Origin of the sequence: Luteimicrobium album, from assembly GCF_030161555.1 — a bacterium.
In the GTDB taxonomy this organism is placed as follows: domain Bacteria; phylum Actinomycetota; class Actinomycetes; order Actinomycetales; family Cellulomonadaceae; genus Luteimicrobium; species Luteimicrobium album.
Genome location: NZ_BSUK01000001.1, coordinates 3,112,547 through 3,134,562 on the forward strand (window position 1 = coordinate 3,112,547; position 22,016 = coordinate 3,134,562).

21 protein-coding genes and 3 pseudogenes are annotated in these 22,016 nt (G+C 73.7%); 18 read left to right on the plus strand and 6 right to left on the minus strand.

The features are described from left to right. Positions 1-9: 9 nt before the first annotated feature. From QQK45_RS15845 to leuA, 8 genes and pseudogenes are all read left to right on the plus strand, one after another. The gene (locus QQK45_RS15845) at positions 10-1,356 is read left to right on the plus strand and encodes a hemolysin family protein (RefSeq protein ID WP_284294101.1); all 1,347 of its coding nucleotides are present in this window, start codon (positions 10-12) and stop codon (positions 1,354-1,356) included. After that, positions 1,343-2,281, plus strand: a complete 939-nt coding sequence (gene era, locus QQK45_RS15850) for a GTPase Era (protein ID WP_284294102.1) — start codon at positions 1,343-1,345, stop codon at positions 2,279-2,281. Before QQK45_RS15845 ends, era begins: the two co-directional genes overlap by 14 nt. Before the next feature lie 72 nt (positions 2,282-2,353). Beyond that, the gene (locus QQK45_RS15855; RefSeq protein ID WP_284294103.1) at positions 2,354-2,545 is read left to right on the plus strand and encodes a hypothetical protein; all 192 of its coding nucleotides are present in this window, start codon (positions 2,354-2,356) and stop codon (positions 2,543-2,545) included. Beyond that, positions 2,542-2,706: a hypothetical protein gene (locus tag QQK45_RS15860; RefSeq protein WP_284294104.1), complete on the plus strand. Its 165-nt coding sequence runs from the start codon at positions 2,542-2,544 to the stop codon at positions 2,704-2,706. The genes QQK45_RS15855 and QQK45_RS15860 overlap by 4 nt, the downstream gene beginning before the upstream one ends. Beyond that, positions 2,700-3,953, plus strand: coding sequence for a prolyl oligopeptidase family serine peptidase (locus tag QQK45_RS15865; RefSeq protein WP_284294105.1), 1,254 nt, complete (start codon positions 2,700-2,702; stop codon positions 3,951-3,953). Before QQK45_RS15860 ends, QQK45_RS15865 begins: the two co-directional genes overlap by 7 nt. 311 nt (positions 3,954-4,264) lie before the next feature. Beyond that, a pseudogene (locus tag QQK45_RS23605) lies at positions 4,265-5,340 on the plus strand (DUF7937 domain-containing protein); the annotation flags it as partial. A 450-nt stretch (positions 5,341-5,790) separates the two neighbouring features. Next, positions 5,791-6,003, plus strand: a complete 213-nt coding sequence (locus QQK45_RS23610) for a variant leucine-rich repeat-containing protein (protein ID WP_488803263.1) — start codon at positions 5,791-5,793, stop codon at positions 6,001-6,003. A 285-nt stretch (positions 6,004-6,288) separates the two neighbouring features. Further along, positions 6,289-8,039 (plus strand): annotated as a pseudogene (gene leuA, locus QQK45_RS15875) (2-isopropylmalate synthase). Between the two features lie 469 nt (positions 8,040-8,508). Here the strand turns inward: leuA and QQK45_RS15880 are convergent. Both QQK45_RS15880 and QQK45_RS15885 read right to left on the minus strand, forming a co-directional pair. Next, positions 8,509-9,096 (minus strand): tetratricopeptide repeat protein, encoded by a 588-nt coding sequence (locus QQK45_RS15880; protein ID WP_284294107.1) that lies wholly within the window; start codon positions 9,094-9,096, stop codon positions 8,509-8,511. 12 nt (positions 9,097-9,108) lie between these two features. Continuing rightward, a complete protein-coding gene (locus QQK45_RS15885; protein ID WP_284294108.1) occupies positions 9,109-10,086 on the minus strand; it encodes a helix-turn-helix transcriptional regulator in 978 nt (325 codons plus the stop codon). 106 nt (positions 10,087-10,192) lie between these two features. Here QQK45_RS15885 and QQK45_RS15890 point away from each other — a divergent pair, with 106 nt between their 5' ends. The 5 genes and pseudogenes from QQK45_RS15890 to QQK45_RS15910 all read left to right on the plus strand — a co-directional run bounded on the left by QQK45_RS15890 (position 10,193) and on the right by QQK45_RS15910 (position 14,037). Next, positions 10,193-10,900, plus strand: a complete 708-nt coding sequence (locus tag QQK45_RS15890; protein WP_284294109.1) for an epoxide hydrolase N-terminal domain-containing protein — start codon at positions 10,193-10,195, stop codon at positions 10,898-10,900. Positions 10,901-11,411: 511 nt separating this feature from the next. After that, positions 11,412-12,192: pseudogene (gene recO, locus QQK45_RS15895) on the plus strand (DNA repair protein RecO). After that, positions 12,192-13,028, plus strand: coding sequence for an isoprenyl transferase (locus QQK45_RS15900; protein WP_284294110.1), 837 nt, complete (start codon positions 12,192-12,194; stop codon positions 13,026-13,028). The pseudogene recO and the gene QQK45_RS15900 overlap by 1 nt, the downstream one beginning before the upstream one ends. A gap of 261 nt (positions 13,029-13,289) precedes the next feature. Continuing rightward, entirely contained in the window at positions 13,290-13,667 is a 378-nt protein-coding gene (locus QQK45_RS15905; RefSeq protein ID WP_284294111.1) for a GNAT family N-acetyltransferase, read from the plus strand. Between the two features lie 55 nt (positions 13,668-13,722). Continuing rightward, the gene (locus QQK45_RS15910; RefSeq protein ID WP_284294112.1) at positions 13,723-14,037 is read left to right on the plus strand and encodes a VOC family protein; all 315 of its coding nucleotides are present in this window, start codon (positions 13,723-13,725) and stop codon (positions 14,035-14,037) included. Here the strand turns inward: QQK45_RS15910 and QQK45_RS15915 are convergent. Further along, positions 14,030-14,425 carry a Fur family transcriptional regulator gene (locus QQK45_RS15915; RefSeq protein ID WP_284294113.1) on the minus strand — a complete coding sequence of 132 codons (396 nt, stop codon included), beginning with the start codon at positions 14,423-14,425 and terminating at the stop codon, positions 14,030-14,032. The two genes, QQK45_RS15910 and QQK45_RS15915, sit on opposite strands and share 8 nt — an antisense overlap. 144 nt (positions 14,426-14,569) lie before the next feature. On the opposite strand from QQK45_RS15915, the gene QQK45_RS15920 reads away from it, so the two are divergent. Further along, a complete protein-coding gene (locus QQK45_RS15920; protein ID WP_284294114.1) occupies positions 14,570-15,985 on the plus strand; it encodes a glycine--tRNA ligase in 1,416 nt (471 codons plus the stop codon). Between the two features lie 43 nt (positions 15,986-16,028). Here QQK45_RS15920 and QQK45_RS15925 read toward each other — a convergent pair whose 3' ends face one another. The 3 genes from QQK45_RS15925 to QQK45_RS15935 all read right to left on the minus strand — a co-directional run bounded on the left by QQK45_RS15925 (position 16,029) and on the right by QQK45_RS15935 (position 17,963). Then, positions 16,029-16,505 carry a hypothetical protein gene (locus QQK45_RS15925; protein WP_284294115.1) on the minus strand — a complete coding sequence of 159 codons (477 nt, stop codon included), beginning with the start codon at positions 16,503-16,505 and terminating at the stop codon, positions 16,029-16,031. Between the two features lie 217 nt (positions 16,506-16,722). Beyond that, on the minus strand, positions 16,723-17,418 hold the full coding sequence (locus tag QQK45_RS15930) for a hypothetical protein (protein ID WP_284294116.1): 696 nt from the start codon (positions 17,416-17,418) through the stop codon (positions 16,723-16,725). Further along, entirely contained in the window at positions 17,415-17,963 is a 549-nt protein-coding gene (locus tag QQK45_RS15935; RefSeq protein ID WP_284294117.1) for a SigE family RNA polymerase sigma factor, read from the minus strand. Before QQK45_RS15935 ends, QQK45_RS15930 begins: the two co-directional genes overlap by 4 nt. Before the next feature lie 227 nt (positions 17,964-18,190). On the opposite strand from QQK45_RS15935, the gene QQK45_RS15940 reads away from it, so the two are divergent. The 4 genes from QQK45_RS15940 to QQK45_RS15955 are packed head-to-tail and all read left to right on the plus strand — an operon-like array spanning position 18,191 to position 21,943. Next, positions 18,191-19,195 carry an ABC transporter ATP-binding protein gene (locus tag QQK45_RS15940; protein WP_284294118.1) on the plus strand — a complete coding sequence of 335 codons (1,005 nt, stop codon included), beginning with the start codon at positions 18,191-18,193 and terminating at the stop codon, positions 19,193-19,195. Next, positions 19,192-20,007 carry an ABC transporter permease gene (locus QQK45_RS15945; RefSeq protein WP_284294119.1) on the plus strand — a complete coding sequence of 272 codons (816 nt, stop codon included), beginning with the start codon at positions 19,192-19,194 and terminating at the stop codon, positions 20,005-20,007. The genes QQK45_RS15940 and QQK45_RS15945 overlap by 4 nt, the downstream gene beginning before the upstream one ends. Positions 20,008-20,057: 50 nt before the next feature. After that, entirely contained in the window at positions 20,058-21,338 is a 1,281-nt protein-coding gene (locus QQK45_RS15950) for a sensor histidine kinase (protein ID WP_284294120.1), read from the plus strand. Next, positions 21,335-21,943 carry a response regulator transcription factor gene (locus QQK45_RS15955; protein WP_284294121.1) on the plus strand — a complete coding sequence of 203 codons (609 nt, stop codon included), beginning with the start codon at positions 21,335-21,337 and terminating at the stop codon, positions 21,941-21,943. The genes QQK45_RS15950 and QQK45_RS15955 overlap by 4 nt, the downstream gene beginning before the upstream one ends. Positions 21,944-22,016 lie beyond the last annotated feature (73 nt).

A 22,016-nucleotide genomic window follows, 5' to 3' on the forward strand; every position in this document is an offset into this window, starting at 1 on the left:
GAGGGCCGCATGAACGGGGAGCCCGTCTGGCTGCTCGTCCTCATCGCCGTCGTCGGGATCCTTCTCGCGGCCGCTCTGAGCGCGGGCGAGACGGCCGTGCTGCGCCAGGGCTCGCGGTCCGTGCACGCACGCGAGGCCGCGGGCGGGCGTGACGAGGGCGCCGACGACGTCCGCTCGCGCCGGGTGACGGCGCTGCTCGACGACGCCCGGGGAGTCGCGGCGTCGGCGAGCTTCCTGCGCGTCCTGGCGGAGATGACGGCGACGGCGTGCATCACGCTCGCCGTCGGCGCGTGGCTCGACGCCTGGTGGGCGGTGCTGCTCGTCTCGCTCGTCGTCAGCGCCGTCGTCGCCGTGGGCCTGGTGCGCCTGAGCCCCCGCAGCCTGGGCCGCACGCACGCGCCCGCCGTCCTGCGCGCCCTGTCCGGGCTGCTGTGGGTCGTGGTGCGCGGGACGCGTTGGTTGAGCCCCGTCGTCCGGCCGCCGCCGCCCACGCCCGAGGAGGAGGCGGCGGAGCTGCGCGAGCTCGCGCGGCGGGCGGGCGAGTCCGACGCGTTCGAGGACGACGACCGCGAGCTCCTGCGCTCCGTGTTCGAGCTCGGCGACACCATGGTCCGCGAGGTCATGGTCCCGCGCCCCGACATGGTCACCGTCGCCGGCACGACGGCGCTCGACAAGGCCCTGCGCCTGTTCCTGCGCTCGGGGTACTCGCGCGTGCCGGTGGTCGGCCGGTCGGTCGACGACCTGCTCGGCGTCCTCTACTTCAAAGACGTCGTGCGCCTCGTGACCGACGGCAACGGAGGGGCGCAGCGCCTCGCGCGCGACGCGGCCCGGCCCGCCGTGTTCGTACCCGAGTCGAAGCCGGTCGACGACCTGCTCCGCGAGATGCAGGCCGCGTCGAACCACATCGCGATCGTCGTCGACGAGTACGGCGGTATCGCGGGCCTCGTCACGATCGAGGACGCGCTCGAGGAGATCGTCGGCGAGCTGACCGACGAGCACGACCACTCGGGCCCCGAGGTCGAGGACCTCGGGGACGGCCGCTACCGCGTGCCCGCACGGCTCGGCCTCGACGACCTGGGCGACCTGTTCGGTCTCCGCGTCGACGACGACGACGTGGACACCGCCGCCGGGCTGCTCGCCAAGGCGCTCGGCAAGGTCCCGCTCGCGGGCTCGAGCGCCGACGCGCAGGGCCTCCACCTGGTCGCGGACCGGGTCGAGGGCCGCAGGCACCGTCTCGCGACCCTCGTCGTCGGGCCGGCCAGGTCGGCGGCGGGCGCCGAGGAAGACGACCACACCGCGGCCGCCGGGGAACCCGTGCGCACGCCGCCACGAGAGGACACCCATGACCACCGCTGACGTCCACCGCTCCGGCTTCGCCTGCCTCGTCGGGCGCCCCAACGCGGGCAAGTCGACGCTCACCAACGCGCTCGTCGGCGAGAAGGTCGCGATCACGTCGGGCCGCCCGCAGACGACGCGCCACACCATCCGTGGCATCGTCAACCGCCCCGACGCGCAGCTCGTGCTCGTCGACACGCCGGGCCTGCACCGCCCCCGCACGCTCCTCGGCGAGAGGCTGAACGACCTCGTGCGCGACACGCTGACCGAGGTCGACGTCATCGTGTTCTGCGTCCCGGCCGACCAGAAGGTCGGGCCGGGCGACCGCTACATCGCGTCGCAGCTCGCGGACCTCATGCGCGGCCGGCGGGGCACACCCGTGGTCGTCGCCGTCACGAAGACCGACACCGTGCCGCGCGACCGGGTCGCCGAGCAGCTCCTCGCGGTCTCCGCCCTGGGCGACTGGGCCGACGTCGTGCCCGTCTCGGCCGTGCGCGGCCAGCAGGTCGACGTCCTCACCGACGTCCTCGTCGGGCACCTGCCCGAGGGCCCCGAGCTCTACCCGGGTGGCGAGCTCACGGACGAGCCCGAGTCCGTCATGGTCGCGGAGCTGGTGCGCGAGGCCGCGCTCGAGGGCGTGCGCGACGAGCTCCCGCACTCGCTCGCGGTCGTCGTGAACGAGATCGTCCCGCGCACCCGCGCCGACGGCAGCCCGCGCCCCGCGGGCGACGAGCTGCTCGACGTCCGCGTCGACGTGTACGTCGAGCGCGACTCGCAGAAGGCCATCGTGATCGGCCGTGGCGGCTCGCGGCTGCGCGACGTCGGCACGCGTGCTCGGGCCGGCATCGAGGCGCTCCTGGGCTCGCGCGTGTACCTCGACCTGCACGTCAAGGTCGCGAAGGACTGGCAGCGCGACCCCAAGCAGCTCCGCCGACTCGGGTTCTGATCGGGACGTCCCCCGGACGACGCGGGGGCCCGCCTGCAGGTTCTGACCAGGCACGCGACGTAGCATCGTCGCGTGACCTTCAGGACAGCTGCGACCACGGCGGTCCTCGCGATCGGTCTCGCGGCGGTCGGCGCGTTCGCCGGCCCCGAGTGGGACCCTCAGCCGGTGACGGACCACATCCGCAGCCAGACCACGGACACCACGATCGGGGGACGCACGACCCGACCCCCGTCGGGACCTACCCGGTGGTGTCCCGGGAGGTGACGATCCAGCTCCAGAACACGGTCGTCACCGGCCAGATCCGGCAGCCCGTCGGAGCGGGCGACGACCTGCCCGGCGTCGTGTTCGTGCACGGCGCGGGCACCGGGGACTCGACGACGGCGTTCGCCCCCAGGCCTGGGCGCTGGCGAGCGCCGGCGTGGTGACGCTGGTCCCGTCGAAGAACCTCACGACGTACTCGCTGCAGCACCGTGACTACGTGCAGGAGGCCGGCGACTACGACCGCTCGGTGCAGCTCCTGCGTACCGAGCCCGGCGTCGACCCCACCCGGGTGGGCGTGTACGGGGAGTCGGAGGGCACCTGGATCGCGCCGGTGATGGCGACCGAGGACCCGGCGATCGCGTTCACGGCCCTCGTGTCCGCGCCCGTCGTGCGGCCGCGCGAGCAGGCCGCGTTCGCGGTCGACAACTACCTGCGCAACACGGGCGTCCCGCAGGGCGTGTTCCGCGCGATCCCGCGCGCGGTCGGCATGGACCTGCCCGACGGCGGACTCGACTACGCCGACTTCGACGTGCGCCCGTACCTCGAGCGGCTGACCCGGCCGACGCTCGTCGTGTACGGCGACGAGGACGTCTCGATGCCGATCGAGCAGGGCGCGCAGGCGATCCTCGCCGACGCGTCGAAGGCCGGGAACCGGGACGTGACCGTGCGCTACTACGAGGGCGCCGACCACGGGCTGCACCTCGGCGGCGGTGACGGCGCGGTGTCCGCGTCGTTCCAGCAGGACCTCGCTGACTGGATCACGGGGCTGCCCGGCACGGCCGGCGCGGCGCCGCAGATCGCCGGTGCGCAGCCCAACCAGACCTATCTCGCGGAGGCGGTCCCGAGCCCCCGTTGGTACGGCGACGGCGACGCCGTCTTCGGTTTCACGATCGCCGCCGTCTCGCTCGCGATCGGCGCGCCCCTCGTGTGGATGATCGTGTCGTTCGGCACCCGCCGGTGGCGGTCCCGCAGCCACGTGGGCGGGATGGCCCGCGACCTGCGTGTGCCCATGCTGCTCGCGTCCCTGGGCGCCGTGCTGACGATGCTCGCGCTCGTCGTGTACCTGGTCGCGATCGCGAAGATCGCGCTCAACTACTCGCAGAACGCGCTGATCGTCCAGGGCGGCTGGCTCGGGGTGCGCGCGATCGGCATCGCCTCGCTGGTGCCGGTGGCCGTGGTCGTCAACCGTCTCTCGGACCGCCGCGAGGCCCGGCGGAGCATGCTCCTGTGGCTGCGTGAGCGGGTGGGGCGCGACGTGCCGACCGGCCACTCGGCCGTCCCCGGCGTGCGCGCGGGTCAGCCCGTCGCGCGCGGGATCGGAGGGTGGGCGCTCGCCGCCGCGCTGACCTTCGCGATCGTCACGCTCCTGCTGACCACGGCGTACTGGGGCGTCTTCCAGCTCGGCATCTGATCCGGTCCGCCCGGCGAGGCACGGTTGTCCCGATCCGTCCCGGCCGGTAGAAACGACCACGTAGCAGACGAGCCGCCCGTGCGGTCCCGGCACCCGACGAGGACCCGACCGGCGCTCGCCCGACCGAAGGAGCCCCTGTGAGCATCGCCGAACCTCCCGGCACCCCCGACCCGTCGCCCGGCACCGAGCAGGCGACGACGGCGGTCGAGACGCCGTCCGAGCCGGCCACCGGGGCCGCCGTCGGCGCCTCCACCGAGGACGCGCCGTCCACCCCCGCGACGCCCTCGGGCCGCGTGCCCGTCCTCGACGTGGTGCGCGACGTCGTCGCGGCGGTCGCGCTGCTGACGTCCCTCGCCCTGCCCTGGACCCTGCGCGACGCCGGCGCCGGTCGCGTCGAGGTCGTGCTGTCCGTCGTCGTCGCGCTCGCCGCGATCCCGCTGCCCTACCTCGCCCGGGCGGGCGTGCTGCCGACCGGCTGGAGCGTGCACACGACGCGCACCGTCCGCCTGTGGGCCGCGACGCCATACGTCGTGGTCACGGTCGTGTACCTGCTGCTCGACCTCTTCGCCGGCTCCGACCTGGACCGGGGTGTCGGGACCGGGCTCGGGCTGGGTCTCGCGGGTGCGCTCCTCGTCGCGCAGCCGCGGTCCTCGGAGCTCGGTCCCGACGACGAGGACGCGGGCACCGGCCGGTTCTGGCGGATCGTCCTCGGCGTGCTGGGCGCGGTCCTCGCCGTCGGCGCGGTCGTCGCGCTCGTGATCTTCCTGTCCTCGGACCGCTGGTCCGGGGCCACGCAGTTCGTCTACGCGCTCACGGGCACGCTCATCGTCCTCGCGGCGGGCGCGCTGCCCGCCTGGGGCGCGTTCCGGGGGATCGCGCCTGGTCGACCGTGGTCGTGGGCGTCGGTGCCGCGCTCGCAGTGCTGTTCGTCGTCGGCGCCGGCTCCGCCCCGGACCTCCTGCGCATCGAGTCGTTCCACACGCTCCGGTTCGGGCTCGTGCTCGTGCCCGCGCTGGGCGCGGTGGCCGCGGGCGCGGCGTTCCGCCGTGGCCTCGCGGACGGCGCGGCCGACGACGCGCGGACGGGCGTGAACGGCGTCGTGCGCGACACGCTGCTCCTCCTCACGCTCGTGGCAGCGCTCATCGCGATCGGCTACGCCGTCGTGCTCGGTGGCGACGCGCACGGCACGCGCGCGGCGACGAGCGTCGTCGTGACGCTCGTCTCGTCGGGTGCCGTCGCCGTCCTCGCGGCGCTGGCCTGGGCGAGCTCCCGTCGTGAGGACGCGGCCAGCCGTGGCCTGGCGTGGCTCGTGGTCGGGACCGCCGTCGTGCTCGGCACGGTCGCGGTCTCGGTCGACGCGTGGAAGGTCGTCGGTGTGCCCGTCGAGCTCGCGCTCGTCGCGTACGGTCTGCCGGCTCTGCTCCTGCTCGCGCTGCTCGGCCCGTCGGTCCAGGAGTGGGGGAGCAGCACCCGGGTCGAGGCGACCGGTGCCAGCACCGCGTACGAGTGGACGCCGCGCCCCCGCCGGGCGCCACGGCCCGCGAAGGCAGCGGTGCCGGCACGCGCTGCCGAGGAGCATGCTCCGGTCGAGACCTCCGTGGCACCGGTCGACGCTCCCGCGCACCCGACCGAGGCGCCGGTCGCCGCGTGGCCGGTCGCGGAGGAGCCGTCCTCCGCCGCCGAGCCGGCGTGGTCCGAGCCGGAGCCGGTCGAGCCGGCCGCTGCCGCACAGGCGCCCGCCGCCGCGTCGGAACCGCAGCCCGAGCCCGAGCCTGTCCACGCGTCCCAGCCGGAGCCCGAGCCCGCTCGTGCCGCGGCCGACGCCCAGTCGACGACCGTGCTGCCCGTCGCGGGGTACACGGCCGAGCAGGCGGCCGACCCGAGCACGCCGCTCGAGGTCCTGGCCCAGATCGCCGAGCACGCGCCGGCGCTGCGCCCGTACGTCGCCTCGAACCCGTCGACGTACACGGCCCTGCTCGACTGGCTCGGCGCGCTCGGCGACCCTGCCGTGGACGCCGCGCTCCAGGCCCGGCCGGACCGCCGCCGCTGAGCAGGATCCGTCTCGGGGAAGCGCGCGCCGTCGTCGGGACTCCTCGTTGGAGTACAGTGACGACGTGCGTCCCCCGAGATGCGCCCGTCGGTCGCGACGGGCAGCCTCCTTCTTCGGTGCCGCGGCGAGGCTCGCTGAGCCGGTTCCTCGCCGCGGTGGTTGGTGTGCCGGCTGACGAACCGACCGCACGACCGTGAGGAACTTCCCGTGACGAACAGCGCCGCTCCCACCCGCACCACCTCCCCGGATCCCCGCTGGGCCCACGCCCAGCAGCGCCCGTCGGGCATGCCGATCCACAAGTACGAGCCCTTCCACGCGCAGCTCGACGTGTCGCTGCCGGACCGCACGTGGCCCGACAAGCGCATCACCACGGCGCCCCGCTGGTGCGCGGTCGACCTGCGCGACGGGAACCAGGCGCTCATCGAGCCCATGAACGCGGAGCGCAAGCTCGCGATGTTCCGCCTGCTGGTGGACATGGGCTACAAGGAGATCGAGGTCGGGTTCCCGTCCGCGTCGCAGACGGACTACGACTTCGTGCGCCTGCTGATCGAGCAGGACCTCATCCCGGACGACGTGATCATCCAGGTGCTGACGCAGTCGCGCGAGCACCTCATCGCGCGCACCTACGAGTCGCTGCGCGGGGCCAAGCAGGCGATCGTCCACCTGTACAACTCGACGTCGGTGCTCCAGCGCGAGGTCGTCTTCCGCACCGACGAGGACGGCATCGTCGACATCGCCCTCGAGGGCGCCAAGCTGTGCCGCAAGTTCGAGGAGACCATCCCCGAGACGCGGATCTACTACGAGTACTCGCCCGAGTCGTACACAGGCACCGAGCTCGAGTTCGCGGCGCGGATCTGCAACGAGGTGCTCGAGGTCTTCGAGCCGACCGCCGAGCGGCCCGTCATCGTCAACCTGCCCGCCACGGTCGAGATGGCGACCCCGAACGTGTACGCCGACTCGATCGAGTGGATGAACCGCCACCTCGACCACCGCGAGCACGTCATCCTGTCGCTGCACCCGCACAACGACCGCGGCACGGCCGTCGCTGCGGCCGAGCTCGGGTACCAGGCCGGCGCCGACCGTATCGAGGGCTGCCTGTTCGGCAACGGCGAGCGCACCGGGAACGTCGACCTCGTCACGCTCGGCATGAACCTGTTCAGCCAGGGCATCGACCCCGAGATCGACTTCTCGCAGATGGACCGCATCCGCCGGACCGTCGAGCAGTGCAACCAGCTCCCCGTGGGCGAGCGGCACCCTGGGCGGGCGACCTCGTCTTCACGGCGTTCTCCGGCTCGCACCAGGACGCCATCAAGAAGGGCCTCGAGGCCATGGCCGCGCGTGCCGAGGCGCAGGGGGTCGCGGTCGACGACATCGTCTGGGGCGTGCCGTACCTGCCGATCGACCCCAAGGACGTCGGCCGCAGCTACGAGGCCGTGATCCGCGTGAACTCGCAGTCCGGCAAGGGCGGGATCTCGTACCTGCTCAAGTCCGAGCGGAACCTCGACCTGCCGCGCCGCCTGCAGATCGAGTTCTCCCGGGCGGTCCAGGAGCACACGGACGCCCGCGGGATCGAGGTCAACGCCGAGGACATCTGGCGGATCTTCTCCGACGAGTACCTGCCCGCCGAGCCCGGCTCGGGCCTCGAGCCCTGGGGCCGCCTGCGCCTGGTCTCGACGCGGGCGTCGTCGTCGGAGGACGGGCCGGACACGCTCGAGGTCGAGCTCGAGGACGCCGGCCAGCTCCGGACCGTCACGGGCACCGGCAACGGCCCGGTCGACGCCTTCCTCGACGTGCTGCGTCAGGTCGGGCACGACGTGCTCGTCCTGGACTACGCTGAGCACGCGCTGTCGGCGGGCTCCGATGCGGCGGCCGCCGCGTACGTGGAGTGCTCGGTCGGCGACGACGTCCTCTGGGGCGTCGGCATCGACCCGTCCATCACGACGGCGTCGCTCAAGGCCATCATCTCGGCCGTCAATCGGTACGAGCGCGCGCAGGTCGAGGGCCGCGCCGCCGACCCGGCGACCGTCGGCCGCTGAGCCTGCGGTCCGTCCACCGGCGGTTCCGTTCGCCGCGGTGACGGTGGGGTCGCGGGTCGGGTTAGAGGGGCGTGGTCGGGTTCGCGGGCGGGCGCGGCGAGCTGGTTCGGGCTGTCGTGCTTCGGCCCGGGGGCCGTGCACACTCCTTGACGCCCTTCACCACCTCCCCGCGCCCACCCGCTCCGCCATCGGCCCACCTTCGCCGCGAGTCAGCGCGTCTCCTCCGAGTCAGCGGGGAGTGCGCGCTGACTCGGAGGAGACGCGCTGACTCGGCGACACCTGGTGCACCCGGGGCCGGGGCACCGTCGGGCGGGCCGACTATGTGTTCGCCCCCGCCCGGGTGTGCCGAGCATGCGATGACGCACCATCGTCGGCGCCGACCATGGGACCCCGCTATGTCTGTCAAGCGGGGATGGTGGCTGCTGCATGGTCGGCGGAGGCGGACCGGAGTCACCTGCGGGCCGCTGCGTCAGGAACGCTCGGGCCTGACGTCGCGCTCGTTCGAGCGCATGTCGTCGCCGTACGCGACGAGCGAGCGGTGGTAACGCTGGACCAGGCTGCCCAGCGCGGCGACAGCGACGCCGACACCCTCGTTGGCCCGTCCCGAGTCGGCGAGCGCGAGCGCGAGGAAGCCGTCGAGCTGGGCGTCGAGGTTGTCGGACGGTTCGCGCCGCTCGGCCTCGAGGATCTCCACGGCCTCGTCCGCGCGTCCGACGTTGCGCAGCGAGCTCGCGAGCTGGATCACGGCCTGCCGGCGCCGGTCGGGACGGAGCCCCGCGGCGAGGGCCGCGCGGTAGAAGGCGATCGCGGTCTCGGGCGCGCCCGTGGAGTCCCAGGCGCTGCCGATCTCGTAGAGCGCGGCCGGGTGGTCGTCGGGGAGCTCGGCGACCAGGGCGGCGACGGCGTCGCGCAGCTCGGCGTCCGGGACCTCCTCGGTGCGGGCGCGGTACCAGGCGGCGGCGATGCGCTCTTCCCACGACCCGGCGGGGGCGTTGTGCCCGGCTTCCGCGGTGTCGTCGTCGGCGGCTGTCGACGGCTGCTGCGGGAGTGAGGTCATCGGGCCATCACATCACGAGCCGCCGTCGGGTCCGGCATCCGCCCGGGCGTACCGGGCTGCGAGCGCGCGGACCTCGGCCTGGACCTCGGGTGGCCCGAGGACCTCGAAGTCCGCGTCGAGCCAGGCTAGGTAGCGGGCGAGCACCGCTGGTGACTCGGCGCCGGCGTCGAGCAGACAGGTGTCGTCGTCCCGGGCGGTGACCGTGCCGACTGCGGGACTGACGCGCGAGAGCACCGCTGCGACAGGGGCGTGCACCACGACCCGGGCACGGACCTGCGCCCCGGCCGCCGACACCCCGCGACGGACCAGGTCCGCGGGCTCGTCGGGCAGCTCGCGCGGCACGAACCGCGGTCCTCGCGGCGGTGTCGGCAGGCCGCAGCGGTCGAGCCGGAAGGTACGCCAGTCCGCGCGGTCGAGGTCCCACGCGAGCAGGTACCAGCGGCGCTCCCACACGACGAGCCGGTGCGGCTCCGTGCGACGGCGCGAGCCCGTGCCGTCGTGGCGGGTGTAGTCGAAGCGGACGGTCTCGTGGTCGCGCACGGCTCCGGCGAAGGCGGCGATCGTGTCGGCGTCGACCAGGGGCGCCGGGGCGTCCGGCGGGACGTCGACGGTCGCTCCCGCCAGGGCGACGACGCGGGCGCGCAGGCGGGGCGGGAGCACCTGCTCGAGCTTCACGATGGCGCGCGCGGCAGACTCGTCGATCCCCCGGACCGGGTGCCGGGCGGCGGTACGCAGGCCGACAGCGATCGCGACGGCCTCGTCGTCGGACAGGAGGAGCGGAGGCATGGCGGCGCCGGCTTCGAGCCGGTAGCCGCCGGCGACGCCGCGTGTGGCGGCGACGGGGTAGCCGAGCGCGCGCAGGCGCTCGACGTCGCGGCGCACGGTGCGCTCGCCCACCTCGAGCCGCGCCGCGAGCTCCCGGCCGGTCCACTCGCGGCGCGCCTGGAGCAGCGAGAGCAGCTCGAGCAGTCGTGCGGAGGTCTCCTGCATCGCTCCATCGTCTCGCCGATTCAGGACAGAGGTTGACCTGAAGAGGCGGGAGGCTGCGAGCAGCACCCGGTGAGACGCACCGGGGCTCAGCCGTGAGGAGCCCGTCATGACCTTCCAGGAGCAGCCCCTTCAGAGCCGGCCGAACCCGGTGGCCCCGCCGAGCGTCTTCGAGCCCTTCGACGTCGTCGTCGACCCGGAGCGGACCGTCGACCTGCGCGACCGGCTCGCGCGCACCGCGTGGCCGGTCGAGCCCGCGAGCGTCGGCGCGGACCAGGGCATGCCCGTCGCGACCGTCCGCGCCCTCGCGGACCGGTGGCGCGAGCTCGACCTCGACGCGGTCGCTGCGCGCGTCAACGCGTTCCCCCAGCTCACGACCGTGATCGACGGGCAGCGCGTCCACTTCTGGCACGTGCGCGCGGCCCGCCCGTCCGGCTCTCCCGCGACCGCACTTCTCCTGCTCCACGGCTGGCCCTCGACGCTCCTGGAGTACGCGCGCGTCGTCGGCCCGCTCACGGACCCTGTGGCGCACGGCGCGCCGGACGCCCCCGCGTTCGACGTCGTCGTACCGTCGCTGCCGGGCTTCGGCTTCTCCGGCCCGACGACGCAGACCGGCTGGGACAGCGCGCGCAGCGCCGGGCGCTCGCCGCGCTCATGGCGGGCCTGGGCTACGAGCGGTGGGGCGTCGTGGGGAACGACGTCGGCTCGCTGGTCGGCCGCGAGCTCGGGATCCTCGCGCCGGACGGGCTCGTCGGCGTGCACGTGCAGCAGATCTTCGCGTTCCCGTCGGGCGATGAGGACGAGAACGCGCGGCTGAGCCCCGAGGACTGGGCCAGCCTGACGTCGGGCTCCACGGCCGACTTCCAGGCGAAGGCGGGCTACCAGGCGATCCAGCAGAAGCGGCCGCAGACGCTGGCCTTCGCGCTGGAGGACTCTCCGGCGGGCCTCCTGGCATGGAACGCCGAGCTGTGGACGGGCTGGGGCGAGCAGCCGGTGGACGTCGACGAGTACCTCGCGCACGTGACGGTCTACTGGCTCACGCGGACCGCGGGGTCAGCGGCACGCCAGTACCTCGAGGACGCCCGCAGCGGCGCCGGGTACCGGGACCTGCCGAACCCTGTCCCGACGGCGGTGGCGGTGTTCCCGTGGGACTTCCGGACGCTGCGGGCGTGCGCCGAGCGGTCGACGAATCTTGTCCGGTTCACGGAACAGCCGCGGGGCGGGCACTTCGCCGCCGTGACGGACCCGGACCTCGTCGTCGCGGACGTCCGGGGTTCTTCGCGTCGCTCTGACCACGGATGTCGGCTGCGCGGGAGACAATGGTGCCCATGCCGGTCTACCGCGACGAGGCGCTTGTGCTGCGCGCCCAGAAGCTGGGCGAGGCCGACCGCATCGTCACGCTGCTCACGCGCGAGCACGGGAAGGTCCGTGCGGTCGGCAAGGGCGTGCGGCGCACGTCCTCGCGCGTGGGTGCGCGCCTCGAGCCGTTCATGTTCGTCGACGCGCAGCTCTACGTGGGCCGGACGCTCGACGTCGTGACCCAGGTCGAGACGGTCGGCCCGTACGCGAGCGAGATCGCGCGCGACTACGCGCTCTACACGGCCGGCACGGCGATGCTCGAGACTGCCGAGCGGCTGACCGAGGAGGGGAGCCCGCGGTCCAGCAGTTCTGGCTCCTGGCGGGGCGCTGCGCGCGCTCGCCGAGCACCACCACGCCGCCGGGCTCGTCCTCGACTCCTACCTGCTGCGGGCGCTGTCCGTGGCGGGCTGGGCGCCGAGCTTCACCGACTGCGCGCGCTGCGGCGAGCCGGGCCCACACACCGCGTTCTCCGTCGCGTCCGGAGGCGCGGTGTGCGCGCGGTGCCGTCCGCCCGGCTCGACGGCGCCCGCCCCCGAGACCTTCGCGTTGCTTGCCGCGCTCCTCGCGGGCGACTGGGCGACGGCCGACGCATCGTCGCCCCGGCACCGCAGCGAGGCGAGCGGCCTCGTCGCGGTGTACTCCCAGTTCCACCTCGAGCGACGCCTGCGGTCCCTGCGGCTCGTCGAGCGCGAGCCCGAGCGCACCGAAGCCCCGGAAACGACCCGTGAGACGGAGACCACCTTCCTGTGATGGCACGAGCATCCCGCCGCGGCACCTCGCCGGCCGCCCGACCCGAGCGCGTCGCACCGACGCCGCATGTCTCGGGCGCGCGTCCGCCGGCCATCCCGCGCGAGGTGCTGCCCCAGCACGTCGCGATCGTCATGGACGGCAACGGGCGCTGGGCGAACGCGCGCCACCTGCCCCGGACGGCCGGGCACGAGGCGGGTGAGGTGGCGCTCAACGACGTGGTCGCGGGGGCTGTCGAGCTCGGGATCTCGCACGTCTCGGCGTACGCGTTCTCGACCGAGAACTGGAAGCGGTCGCCCGAGGAGGTGCGCTTCCTCATGGGGTTCAACCGGGAGACGATCCGGCGTCGTCGGGACCTGTGGGACTCGTGGGGTGTCCGGATCCGGTGGGCCGGGCGCCAGCCGCGGCTCTGGGGGAGCGTCGTCAAGGAGCTGCAGGTCGCCGAGCGGCAGACCGCCGGGAACGACGGGCTGACCCTCACCTTGTGCGTGAACTACGGCGGCCGCCTCGAGATCACCGACGCCGTCCGCTCGCTCGCGGCGGAGGTCGCGGCGGGGCGGCTCGACCCGTCGCGGATCACCGAGAAGACCATCGCGAAGCACCTGTACGACCCCGACATGCCCGACGTCGACCTGTTCCTGCGGTCTTCCGGCGAGCAGCGGACGTCGAACTTCCTGCCCTGGCAGTCCGCCTATGCGGAGCTGGTGTTCGTGCCCGAGCTGTGGCCCGACGTCGACCGGCTCGTCCTGTGGCGCGCCGTCGAGGAGTACGCGCGCCGCGACCGCCGGTACGGCGGGGCGGTCGACGCGGTCTCCCAGGGCACCGGCGGCGCGTCGTGAGCCTGCCGCAGGACGGGGAGCGCAGAACCCGCCGTGGGTCGTGCACACCGACCGGCTGCTGCTCAGCGCGGTCGGGCCCGGCGACGTCGACGACCTCTTCGCGCTCAACACGGACCCCGCGGTCTGGTGGCACTTCCCGTCGGGGCGGCACGTCGAGCGGGCCCAGACGGAGGAGTTCGTCGGGCTGTGCGCGTGGGCGTGGCAGCGGGACGGGCTGGGCTACTGGGCGCTGCGCGACCCGGCTCGCGCATCCTGCTGGGTGTGGGCGGGTGCACGGGCGTGCACGGCGTCGCCTGGAACCTGTACTACCGGCTGCGCCCGGCGTCGCAAGGGCAGGGGTACGCGAGCGAGCTCGTGCGGGCCGCGCGCGAGTGGGCGGATCGGGTCGACCCCGAGCGGCCCGTCGTCGCGAGCCTCCTCGAGCACAACGTGCGCTCGCGCGCCGTCGTCGAGCGTGCGGGTCTGACGCTCGCGTGGCGCGGACCCGACCGCGGCAACCCCGATCCGTCCGCGGTGCGGCTGCTGTTCGCGGACCGCACGGTCGCCGAGGATGTCGTCGAGCGCCTGGTCGGCGGCGAGGCGGGGATGGTCGCACCGGACGCGCGCGACGAGGCAGCCGGACCTACCGTCGAGCCATGAGCCTCACGATCGGCATGGTCACGTTCGACTCGTCGGACCCGGCGCCGCTCGCGCAGTGGTGGGTGGACGCGCTGGGGGCCGGCTGGACGACGACGATGCCGGCGGCTGGTTCTTCGTCGTTGCGACGCCCGACGGTCTGCCGAACCTCGGGTTCCAGCGTGTCGAGGACCCGACGCCGGGCAAGAACCGGGTGCACCTCGACCTCGGCGCGGACGACCGGGCAGCGGAGGTCGCCCGACTCGTGGAGGCGGGCGCCGTCGTCGTCGGCGAGCACACGATCCCGGGCTACCGGTGGACGGTGCTCGCGGACCCGCAGGGCAACCAGTTCTGCGTCGGCGCCGAGGACGACGTCGTGACGGCCTTCAGCTGACGGTCGCGGCGCGGCAGTCGGCGCACGTGCCGAAGAGCTCGACCGTGTGCTGGATGTCGGTGAAGCCGTGCTGCGCACCGACCGAGGCCGCCCAGGCCTCGACGCTCGGGCCGTCGATCTCGACCGCCCGGCCGCACGTGCGGCACACGAGGTGGTGGTGGTGCTCCTGCTTGGCACACCGGCGGTAGACGTTCTCCCCGCCCTCGGTCCGCAGGACGTCGACCGCGCCGTCGTCGGCGAGGGCCTGGAGCGCGCGGTACACGGTTGCGAGGCCGACGCCGTCGCCCTGGGAGCGCAGGAGCTCGTGGAGCTGCTGCGCGGAGCGGAAGTCGTCCAGGTCGTCCAGGGCGTGCTGGACGGCGACGCGCTGCTTGGTGATGCGCTGCACGGCTGGTCTCCGGCGGGGTCGGCGGGTGCTCCTTGTCGATTCTCATTCTCATCTAGCGGTGTGAGCGATGTCAAAGGACGCCGGGCTGCCCGAGGGTGCCCGGTAGGCTGGGACCTCCGAACGACCCCCACCTGCCCGCACGCCATGCGGGCAGCCGTCTTCGAGGAGTGCCCCGTGGTCCCTGTCTCCCGTCTCGACGCCGTCGTCTCGCTCGCCAAGCGGCGAGGCTTCGTCTTCCCGTCCGGCGAGATCTACGGCGGTACCCGCTCCGCGTGGGACTACGGACCCCTCGGTGTGGAGCTCAAGGAGAACATCAAGCGGCAGTGGTGGCGCGCGATGGTCACGAGCCGCGACGACATCGTCGGCCTCGACTCCGCGGTCATCCTGCCCCGCCAGGTGTGGGTGGCCTCCGGCCACGTCGGCGTCTTCACCGACCCGCTCACCGAGTGCCTCCACTGCCACAAGCGGTTCCGCGAGGACCAGATGATCGAGGAGTTCGAGGAGAAGAAGGGCCGTGCGCCCGAGGGCGGCCTCGCCGAGATCGCCTGCCCGAACTGCGGCACGCGTGGCCAGTGGACCGAGCCCCGCGACTTCAACATGATGCTCAAGACTTACCTCGGCCCCGTCGAGGACGAGTCCGGCCTGCACTACCTGCGGCCCGAGACCGCGCAGGGCATCTTCGTGAACTTCAGCAACGTGTCGTCGGCCGCGCGCAAGAAGCCGCCGTTCGGCATCGCGCAGATCGGCAAGTCGTTCCGCAACGAGATCACGCCCGGGAACTTCATCTTCCGGACCCGCGAGTTCGAGCAGATGGAGATGGAGTTCTTCGTCGAGCCCGGCACCGACGCCGAGTGGCACCAGTACTGGATCGACACGCGGACCGCCTGGTACACGGGCCTCGGCATCTCGCCCGAGAACCTGCGCCGCTACGAGCACCCCAAGGAGAAGCTCTCGCACTACTCGACGCGCACCGTCGACATCGAGTACCGCTTCGGCTTCCAGGGCTCCGAGTGGGGCGAGCTCGAGGGCATCGCCAACCGCACCGACTTCGACCTCAAGACGCACACCGAGCACTCGGGCAAGGACCTGTCGTACTTCGACCAGGAGAAGAACGAGCGCTGGGTGCCCTACGTCATCGAGCCCGCGGCCGGCCTGACCCGTTCGCTCATGGCGTTCCTCGTCGAGGCGTACGCCGAGGACGAGGCCCCCAACGCCAAGGGCGGCGTCGACAAGCGCACCGTGCTCCGGCTCGACCCGCGCCTCGCGCCCGTCAAGGCCGCCGTGCTGCCGCTGTCGCGCAACGAGGCGCTGTCCCCGAAGGCGCGCGACCTCGCCGCCGAGCTGCGCCAGGCGTGGAACGTCGACTTCGACGACGCCGGCGCGATCGGGCGCCGCTACCGCCGCCAGGACGAGATCGGCACGCCGTTCTGCATCACGGTCGACTTCGACACGCTCGACGACCAGGCCGTCACAATCCGGCACCGCGACTCCATGAAGCAGGAGCGCGTCGCGCTCGACCAGGTCACCCCGTACCTGGCGACGCACCTCGTCGGCGCCTGACCACCCCTGCCGTGTGGGCGTCCGTTTGGGATGCCCACACGGCTCAGTCGAGCCAGGTGCGCGTGAGCAGGTCGAGGTGGTGGTCGCTGCCCTTCGCGTCGGTGAAGCCCAGCACCGTGCCCACCAGACGCCGGTCGTACGCGTGGGTCACGACGTCGACCAGGCGGGCGCCGTCGGACGGCAGCAGCACGTCGACCCGCTTGCCGCCCGCGCCCGGTCCGACGTAGCGCAGCCTCCCCGAGCCGCCCTCGAACGAGACGGTGACGCGCTCTCCGTCGATCCAGCCGATCCACTCGGCCGACCGCTCGTGCAGGAAGCCGGGGTAGGTGAAGAAGCCCAGCTCGACGACACGTGCGCCGTCGCCGCCGCGCGGGAAGCCCTGCGCCTCGGCGTCGTGAACGAGCGTGTTCAGCACGCCATCGAGCCCGTGCCAGTACGTGGCGACACCGGGGTCGTTCCGGCCGTCGTCGCCGTCGCCGATCGCGTCGGCCACCGTCTGCATGAGAACGCTCGCACGCACCTGGATCTTTCGTTCCTGGGCGTCCGGGACGGTGTGCCCGTTCCCCGTGCCCGACGACGGCGCAGCGGCCGAGCCGGTCGACGTCGCGACGGCCGTGGCGACGGCCGGGGAAGCGGGTCCATGCAGGTGCGGGCGGCGAGGTCGGGGCAGTCCGGTGTGCTGAGCGTGCCGTCCTCGTTCCGGAACACGACCCCGATCTGGTCGGTGTCGGAGATGTTCACGTCCGTGCCGAACAGTCCGACGGCCCACTGCGGACCGCTTCCGGTGGCGCCGGCGACCTCGAACGTCGGCACCGGGACGACGAGCGGTCCCTCGCCGGCTGAATCGGTCGGTTGCGCCGTCGTCCACAGGTACGGAACGGCTCCGGGGTCGTCGCGCGGGGAGTCCCCCACACGTAGACGCCGCGGCTCGGGCGACCGGGAGCCAGCAGCTCGGCCCGCGCGTCGTCAGTGCTGCGGCTCGCGCTCACAGCGCCGTCCGAGTCGGTCTGGGCGTGCAGCTCACCGTCCGCCAGCCACACGGGCACGCCCTCCCAGGTCCCGAGGTCGACCTGCCCGAGCTCGTCGGCCGAGAGCCGCCCGGACGGCGCGACAACGCCCGGCGCGAGCGTGCGGGGCGTCGGCACGGTCGTCGCAGCGCTCGTCGGCGACGGCGTCCCGGTCGCCGCGCTGGGTGACGGGGCGCGGGCGGCGTCGAACCCGCTCGGAGCGTCGTGTCCGACGGCGCCCATCACTACCGCGAGGACCGCGGCGCAGGCCAGCAGGCCGCCCGCGCCGGTGGTGACCGTGCGTCGTCGGACGCGCCGGCGACCGCGCTCCAGGACCACGGCGGGGTCGAGCGACATCGGGGGCACGACGGCCTCGGCGCGGGCGAGGAGCTCGTCGGCGACGGGGTCGGGACCGGGCGCGGTCATCGGGTCTCCTCCGGCTCGGGCTGGGACAGTGCTGCGCGGAGCGTGGCCAGGCTCCGGTGCGCCGTCGACTTCACGGTGCCGACGCTGACGCCGAGCGCCGCGGCGACCTCGGACTCGGGCAGCCCGACGAGGTGCCGGAGCACCACGATCCGGCGCTGTCGCGGCGTCAGCAGCGCCAGCGCGCGCACGAGCTCGTCGCGGTCGTGCGTCACCGTGTGCTCGTCCGGCCCGCCGCCGGGGTCCGGGAGGTCCTCGGGCGCCCTCAGGACCTCGCGACGACGCTGCCGCCACGAGTCCGTCCGGAGGTTCACGAGCACCCGGCGGGCGTAGGCCAGCGGGTCGCCCCGGCTCGCGCGCGACCACGCCGCGTACGTCCGGACGAGGGCGTGCTGCACGAGCTCCTCCGCCCGGTGAGCGTCCCCGCACAGGAACCATGCGGTGCGCAGCAGGGCCGGCGAGCTCTGCTCCACGAAGGCCGTGAACGCGGTGTCGCGCTCGTGGCGGTCGGGTGTGTCGGGCTCGTCGACGTCCGCGTCGTCGAGCACGACCACCTCGACGCTGCCGGTGGCGGCAGCGTCTGACCGCCGGCGTGGGCGTCCTGAGGGCGGGGTGTGCGTCGCCATGGTGGTCACACCGTAGAAGACGTGCGACGGCCCGGAAAGGTTGCGCCGGCGCCCCGGATGCCCACACGGCGGAAACGGTGACAGATGTCATGAGGCACCTGTGACAGCCGTCGGTGCCGCTGACCTGCGCCGACGTCCAGGATGGTGTCATGACCACACCGCAGGGGCCACGGAGCCTCCCCACGACGCCCGCGCTCGCGCTGCACGGGCTGCACAAGCAGTTCTCGTCGCCGTCGGGCACGGTCCGTGCCGTGAACGGCATCGACCTCACGATCATGCCGGGCGAGGTCGTCGCGTTCCTCGGCCCGAACGGCGCCGGTAAGACCACGACCATCGACATGGTGCTCGGTCTGTCGCAGGCGTCGTCGGGCACGCTCGAGGTGTTCGGGCACAGCCCCGCGGACGCGATCGCCGCCGGCCGCGTGGCCGCCGTCATGCAGACCGGCGGGCTGCTCCGCGACATCACGGTCGCGGAGACCGTCGAGCTCACAGCGTCCCTGTTCGGCAGCTCGGTCGCGGCCGCCCCGTACCTGGAGCGCGCCGGGATCGCCGACATCGCCGACCGGATGGTGGGCAAGTGCTCGGGCGGCCAGCAGCAGCGGCTCCGGTTCGCGATGGCGCTCGTCTCCGAGCCCGACCTGCTGCTGCTCGACGAGCCGACGACCGGGATGGACGTCGAGGGGCGCCGGGAGTTCTGGTCGGCGATCCGGCAGGACGCCGCGCGCGGCCGGACCATCGTCTTCGCGACCCACTACCTGGAGGAGGCGGACGCGTACGCGGACCGCATCGTCCTCGTGAGCCAGGGTCGGATCGTCGCCGACGGCTCGTCCGCGGAGATCAAGAACCTCGCGTCGGGCCGCACCGTCACGGCCCTGCTCGACGCGGAGGCCGAGCCCGGCCAGGTGCTCGACGCGATCCGCGCGCTCGACGGCGTCGACACGGTCGAGGAGCGCGGGAACCGGATCATCGTCCGCACCTCGGACTCCGACACCGTCGCCCGCTACCTGCTCACCCGCACCAAGGCGCGCGACCTCGAGGTCACCGCCGAGAACCTCGAGGAGGCGTTCGTCGCCCTCACCTCCGCCCACCCGACGTCCGCCACCGACGTCCCGGCGCCCGCCGCCGTCACCGCCACCGAAGGAGCCCTCCGATGAGCACGCTCGCCCCCAGCCCCGCCCCGAGCCCCGCGGCCCGGCCCACCGGCGCACGGATCGGCACACCCGCCGTCGGCCGCGGCGTGAGTGCCACGTACCTGAAGCTCGAGCTCCGCCGATTCTTCCGCAACCGCCGCACGCTGATCTTCTCGCTCGTCATGCCGCCCGCGTTCTTCCTGATCTTCGGGACCGCGTCGGACTACACGACGCAGAAGGCCGGCAACGGCAACGTCACCGCGTGGATCCTCGTCTCGATGGCGCTCTACGGGGCGCTGCTCACGGCGACGTCCGGCGGCGCGAGCGTCTCGGTCGAGCGGGCCCAGGGCTGGACCCGCCAGCTGCGCCTCACGCCCCTGCGCTCGTGGGCCTACGTCGTCACCAAGATCACCGCCACGATGGCGCTCGGCGCCGTGTCGGTGCTCATCACCGTCGGCGTGGGCCTCGCGCTCGGCAAGGCGCACATGCCGTTCTACGCGTGGATCCTGGCGCCGCTGATCGCCTGGGCGGGCTCCATCGTGTTCGCGGCGTTCGGCCTGTTCATGGGCTACCTGCTCCCGTCCGAGAACGTCATGCAGATCCTCGGCCCGGTCCTGGCGCTCCTGTCCTTCGCCGGCGGGCTGTTCTTCCCGCTCGGCGACGGCTGGTTCGCCGACGTCGCCAAGGTCATGCCGACCTACGGGCTGGCCGAGCTGACCCGCGCGCCGCTCGGCGACGGCTTCTCGGGCTGGGCGGTCGTGAACGTCGTCGCGTGGGCCGTGGTGTTCTCCCTCGGCGCCGCCTGGCGGTTCCGCAAGGACACGGCGCGGGTGTGACCAGCCCGTTCTCCGGAGCGCGCACGCGACCCACCACTACGGTGGGTCGCGTGAGCGTGCCTCCTGCCCCCGGGCCCGACGACGTCGACGACCGTCACGTCATGGGTCACGCCGTGGCGGCGGCGATCGCGGGCCCGGACGCCACCCAGGATCGTCAACGTCGTGTGTGGAGGCTCATCGGCCCGCTCTTCGGCGCCGTGTGGGTCGTGTTCCTCAGCGAGCCGGCCCGCGAGTCGTGGGCGAACCCCGACCCCGTGCTCCGCTGGTGCGGCATCGTCGGTGTCGCGCTCAGCGCCGCCGGGTTCGTCACCTCCGTGTTCCTCCTGCGCCGCACCTTCGCGGTGGAGGGCCGGATCGCCCGGCGGTGGGCGATCCTCTCGGTCGCCGTCCAGGTGGTCGGCGTCGTCCTCGCCTGCCTCGCAGCCCAGGAGCACGGGCTCGTCGGCACCGTGTTCATCAGTGTCTCGGCCGTCTACCTGCTCCGTACGCCCCGTGCGCTCCTCGTGACGGTCGCCCTCGCGATCTTCATGCTCGTCCTGCCACGCGTCATCCCCGGCTGGGAGCCCGAGGACGGCAACGTCGCGGCGCTCGTCCTCGCGACCCTCGCGACCTACGGCTTCGCCCAGCTCGTCGAGCGCAACCACCAGCTCCAGCTCGCCCAGGAGGAGGTGGCGGCGCTCGCCGTCTCGCGTGAGCGGGAGCGCATCGCCCGCGACATGCACGACGTGCTCGGGCACTCCTTGACCGTGATCTCGGTGAAGTCCGAGCTCGCGGGGCGGCTCGTCGAGGCCGATCCCGCCCGGGCGGCCGCCGAGGTCGCCGACATCCAGTCCCTGGCCCGGTCGGCGCTCGCGGACGTCCGCGGCATGGTCGCGGCGACGCGGCACGTCACGCTCGCGGGCGAGCTCGCCGCGGCGCGGCGGGCCCTGGACGCGGCGGGCATCGAGGCCCAGCTCCCGGGCGCGGTCGACGCGGTCCCCGAGGACCTGCGCGAGCTGTTCGCGTGGGCGGTGCGCGAGGGCACGACCAACGTCCTGCGGCACGCGGCCGCAGGCCGGGTCGTGGTGACGCTCGCCCCCGACCGGATCGTCGTCGAGGACGACGGCCGAGGGGCGGAGACCTGCCCCGACGACGACGGCCGGGACGGGCATCGGCCGGCACCCGGTTCTCCCGGTGACGCGCCCGGGCACGGTCTCGCCGGGCTCCGGGAGCGTGCTGCCGCCGCGGTCGCGACCGTCGAGACGGGGCCGAGCCCGCTCGGAGGTTTCCGCCTGGCCGTGCGCGCGGGTCGTCGCTCGGGCGACGCGACAGGTGCGAGGATCGGGCGGTGACGATCCGGCTCCTCCTCGCCGACGACCAGGCCCTGGTCCGTGGCGCGCTCGCCGCCCTGCTCGACCTCGAGCCCGACCTCGAGGTGGTCGCCCAGGTGGGGCGTGGTGACGAGGTCGTGGCGTCGGCCCGCGACGCGCGCGCCGACGTCGCCCTGCTCGACGTCGAGATGCCCGGCCTCGACGGCATCGGCGCCGCGGCGGCGCTGCGTCGGACGTACCCCGACTGCCGCTCGCTCATCGTCACGACGTTCGGTCGTCCGGGCTACCTGCGCCGGGCGCTCGATGCGGGCGCGAGCGGGTTCGTCGTCAAGGACACCCCCGCGGAGCAGCTCGCGGACGCCGTCCGCCGCGTGCACGCCGGCCTGCGCGTCGTCGACCCGGACCTCGCGGTCGAGTCGCTCACGGTGGGGGAGAGCCCGCTCACCGAGCGCGAGCGCGACGTGCTCCTCCACGCGGCCGACGGCGGCACGGTCGCCGAGATCGCGAAGGCGGCGTTCCTGTCGGAGGGGACGGTGCGCAACTACCTGTCGTCGGCCATCGGAAAGACGGGTGCCCGGACCCGCGCGGAGGCCGTCCGGATCGCCCAGGACAACGGCTGGCTCTGACGCGGGCCTGCGTGGCCGGCGGCGGATGGGAGAATGGGGACGTGACAACCCCCACCTCCGCCGTCAGCACGCT

What these genes read in the sequence shown, in the direction of transcription:
- QQK45_RS15845 (WP_284294101.1), top strand. Translation starts at nt 10, where the DNA reads ATGAACGGGGAGCCCGTCTGGCTGCTCGTCCTCATCGCCGTCGTCGGG.
- era (WP_284294102.1), top strand. Translation starts at nt 1,343, where the DNA reads ATGACCACCGCTGACGTCCACCGCTCCGGCTTCGCCTGCCTCGTCGGG.
- QQK45_RS15880 (WP_284294107.1), bottom strand. Translation starts at nt 9,096, where the DNA reads ATGACCTCACTCCCGCAGCAGCCGTCGACAGCCGCCGACGACGACACC.
- QQK45_RS15885 (WP_284294108.1), bottom strand. Translation starts at nt 10,086, where the DNA reads ATGCAGGAGACCTCCGCACGACTGCTCGAGCTGCTCTCGCTGCTCCAG.
- QQK45_RS15890 (WP_284294109.1), top strand. Translation starts at nt 10,193, where the DNA reads ATGACCTTCCAGGAGCAGCCCCTTCAGAGCCGGCCGAACCCGGTGGCC.
- QQK45_RS15900 (WP_284294110.1), top strand. Translation starts at nt 12,192, where the DNA reads ATGGCACGAGCATCCCGCCGCGGCACCTCGCCGGCCGCCCGACCCGAG.
- QQK45_RS15920 (WP_284294114.1), top strand. Translation starts at nt 14,570, where the DNA reads ATGCGGGCAGCCGTCTTCGAGGAGTGCCCCGTGGTCCCTGTCTCCCGT.
- QQK45_RS15930 (WP_284294116.1), bottom strand. Translation starts at nt 17,418, where the DNA reads ATGACCGCGCCCGGTCCCGACCCCGTCGCCGACGAGCTCCTCGCCCGC.
- QQK45_RS15940 (WP_284294118.1), top strand. Translation starts at nt 18,191, where the DNA reads ATGACCACACCGCAGGGGCCACGGAGCCTCCCCACGACGCCCGCGCTC.
- QQK45_RS15945 (WP_284294119.1), top strand. Translation starts at nt 19,192, where the DNA reads ATGAGCACGCTCGCCCCCAGCCCCGCCCCGAGCCCCGCGGCCCGGCCC.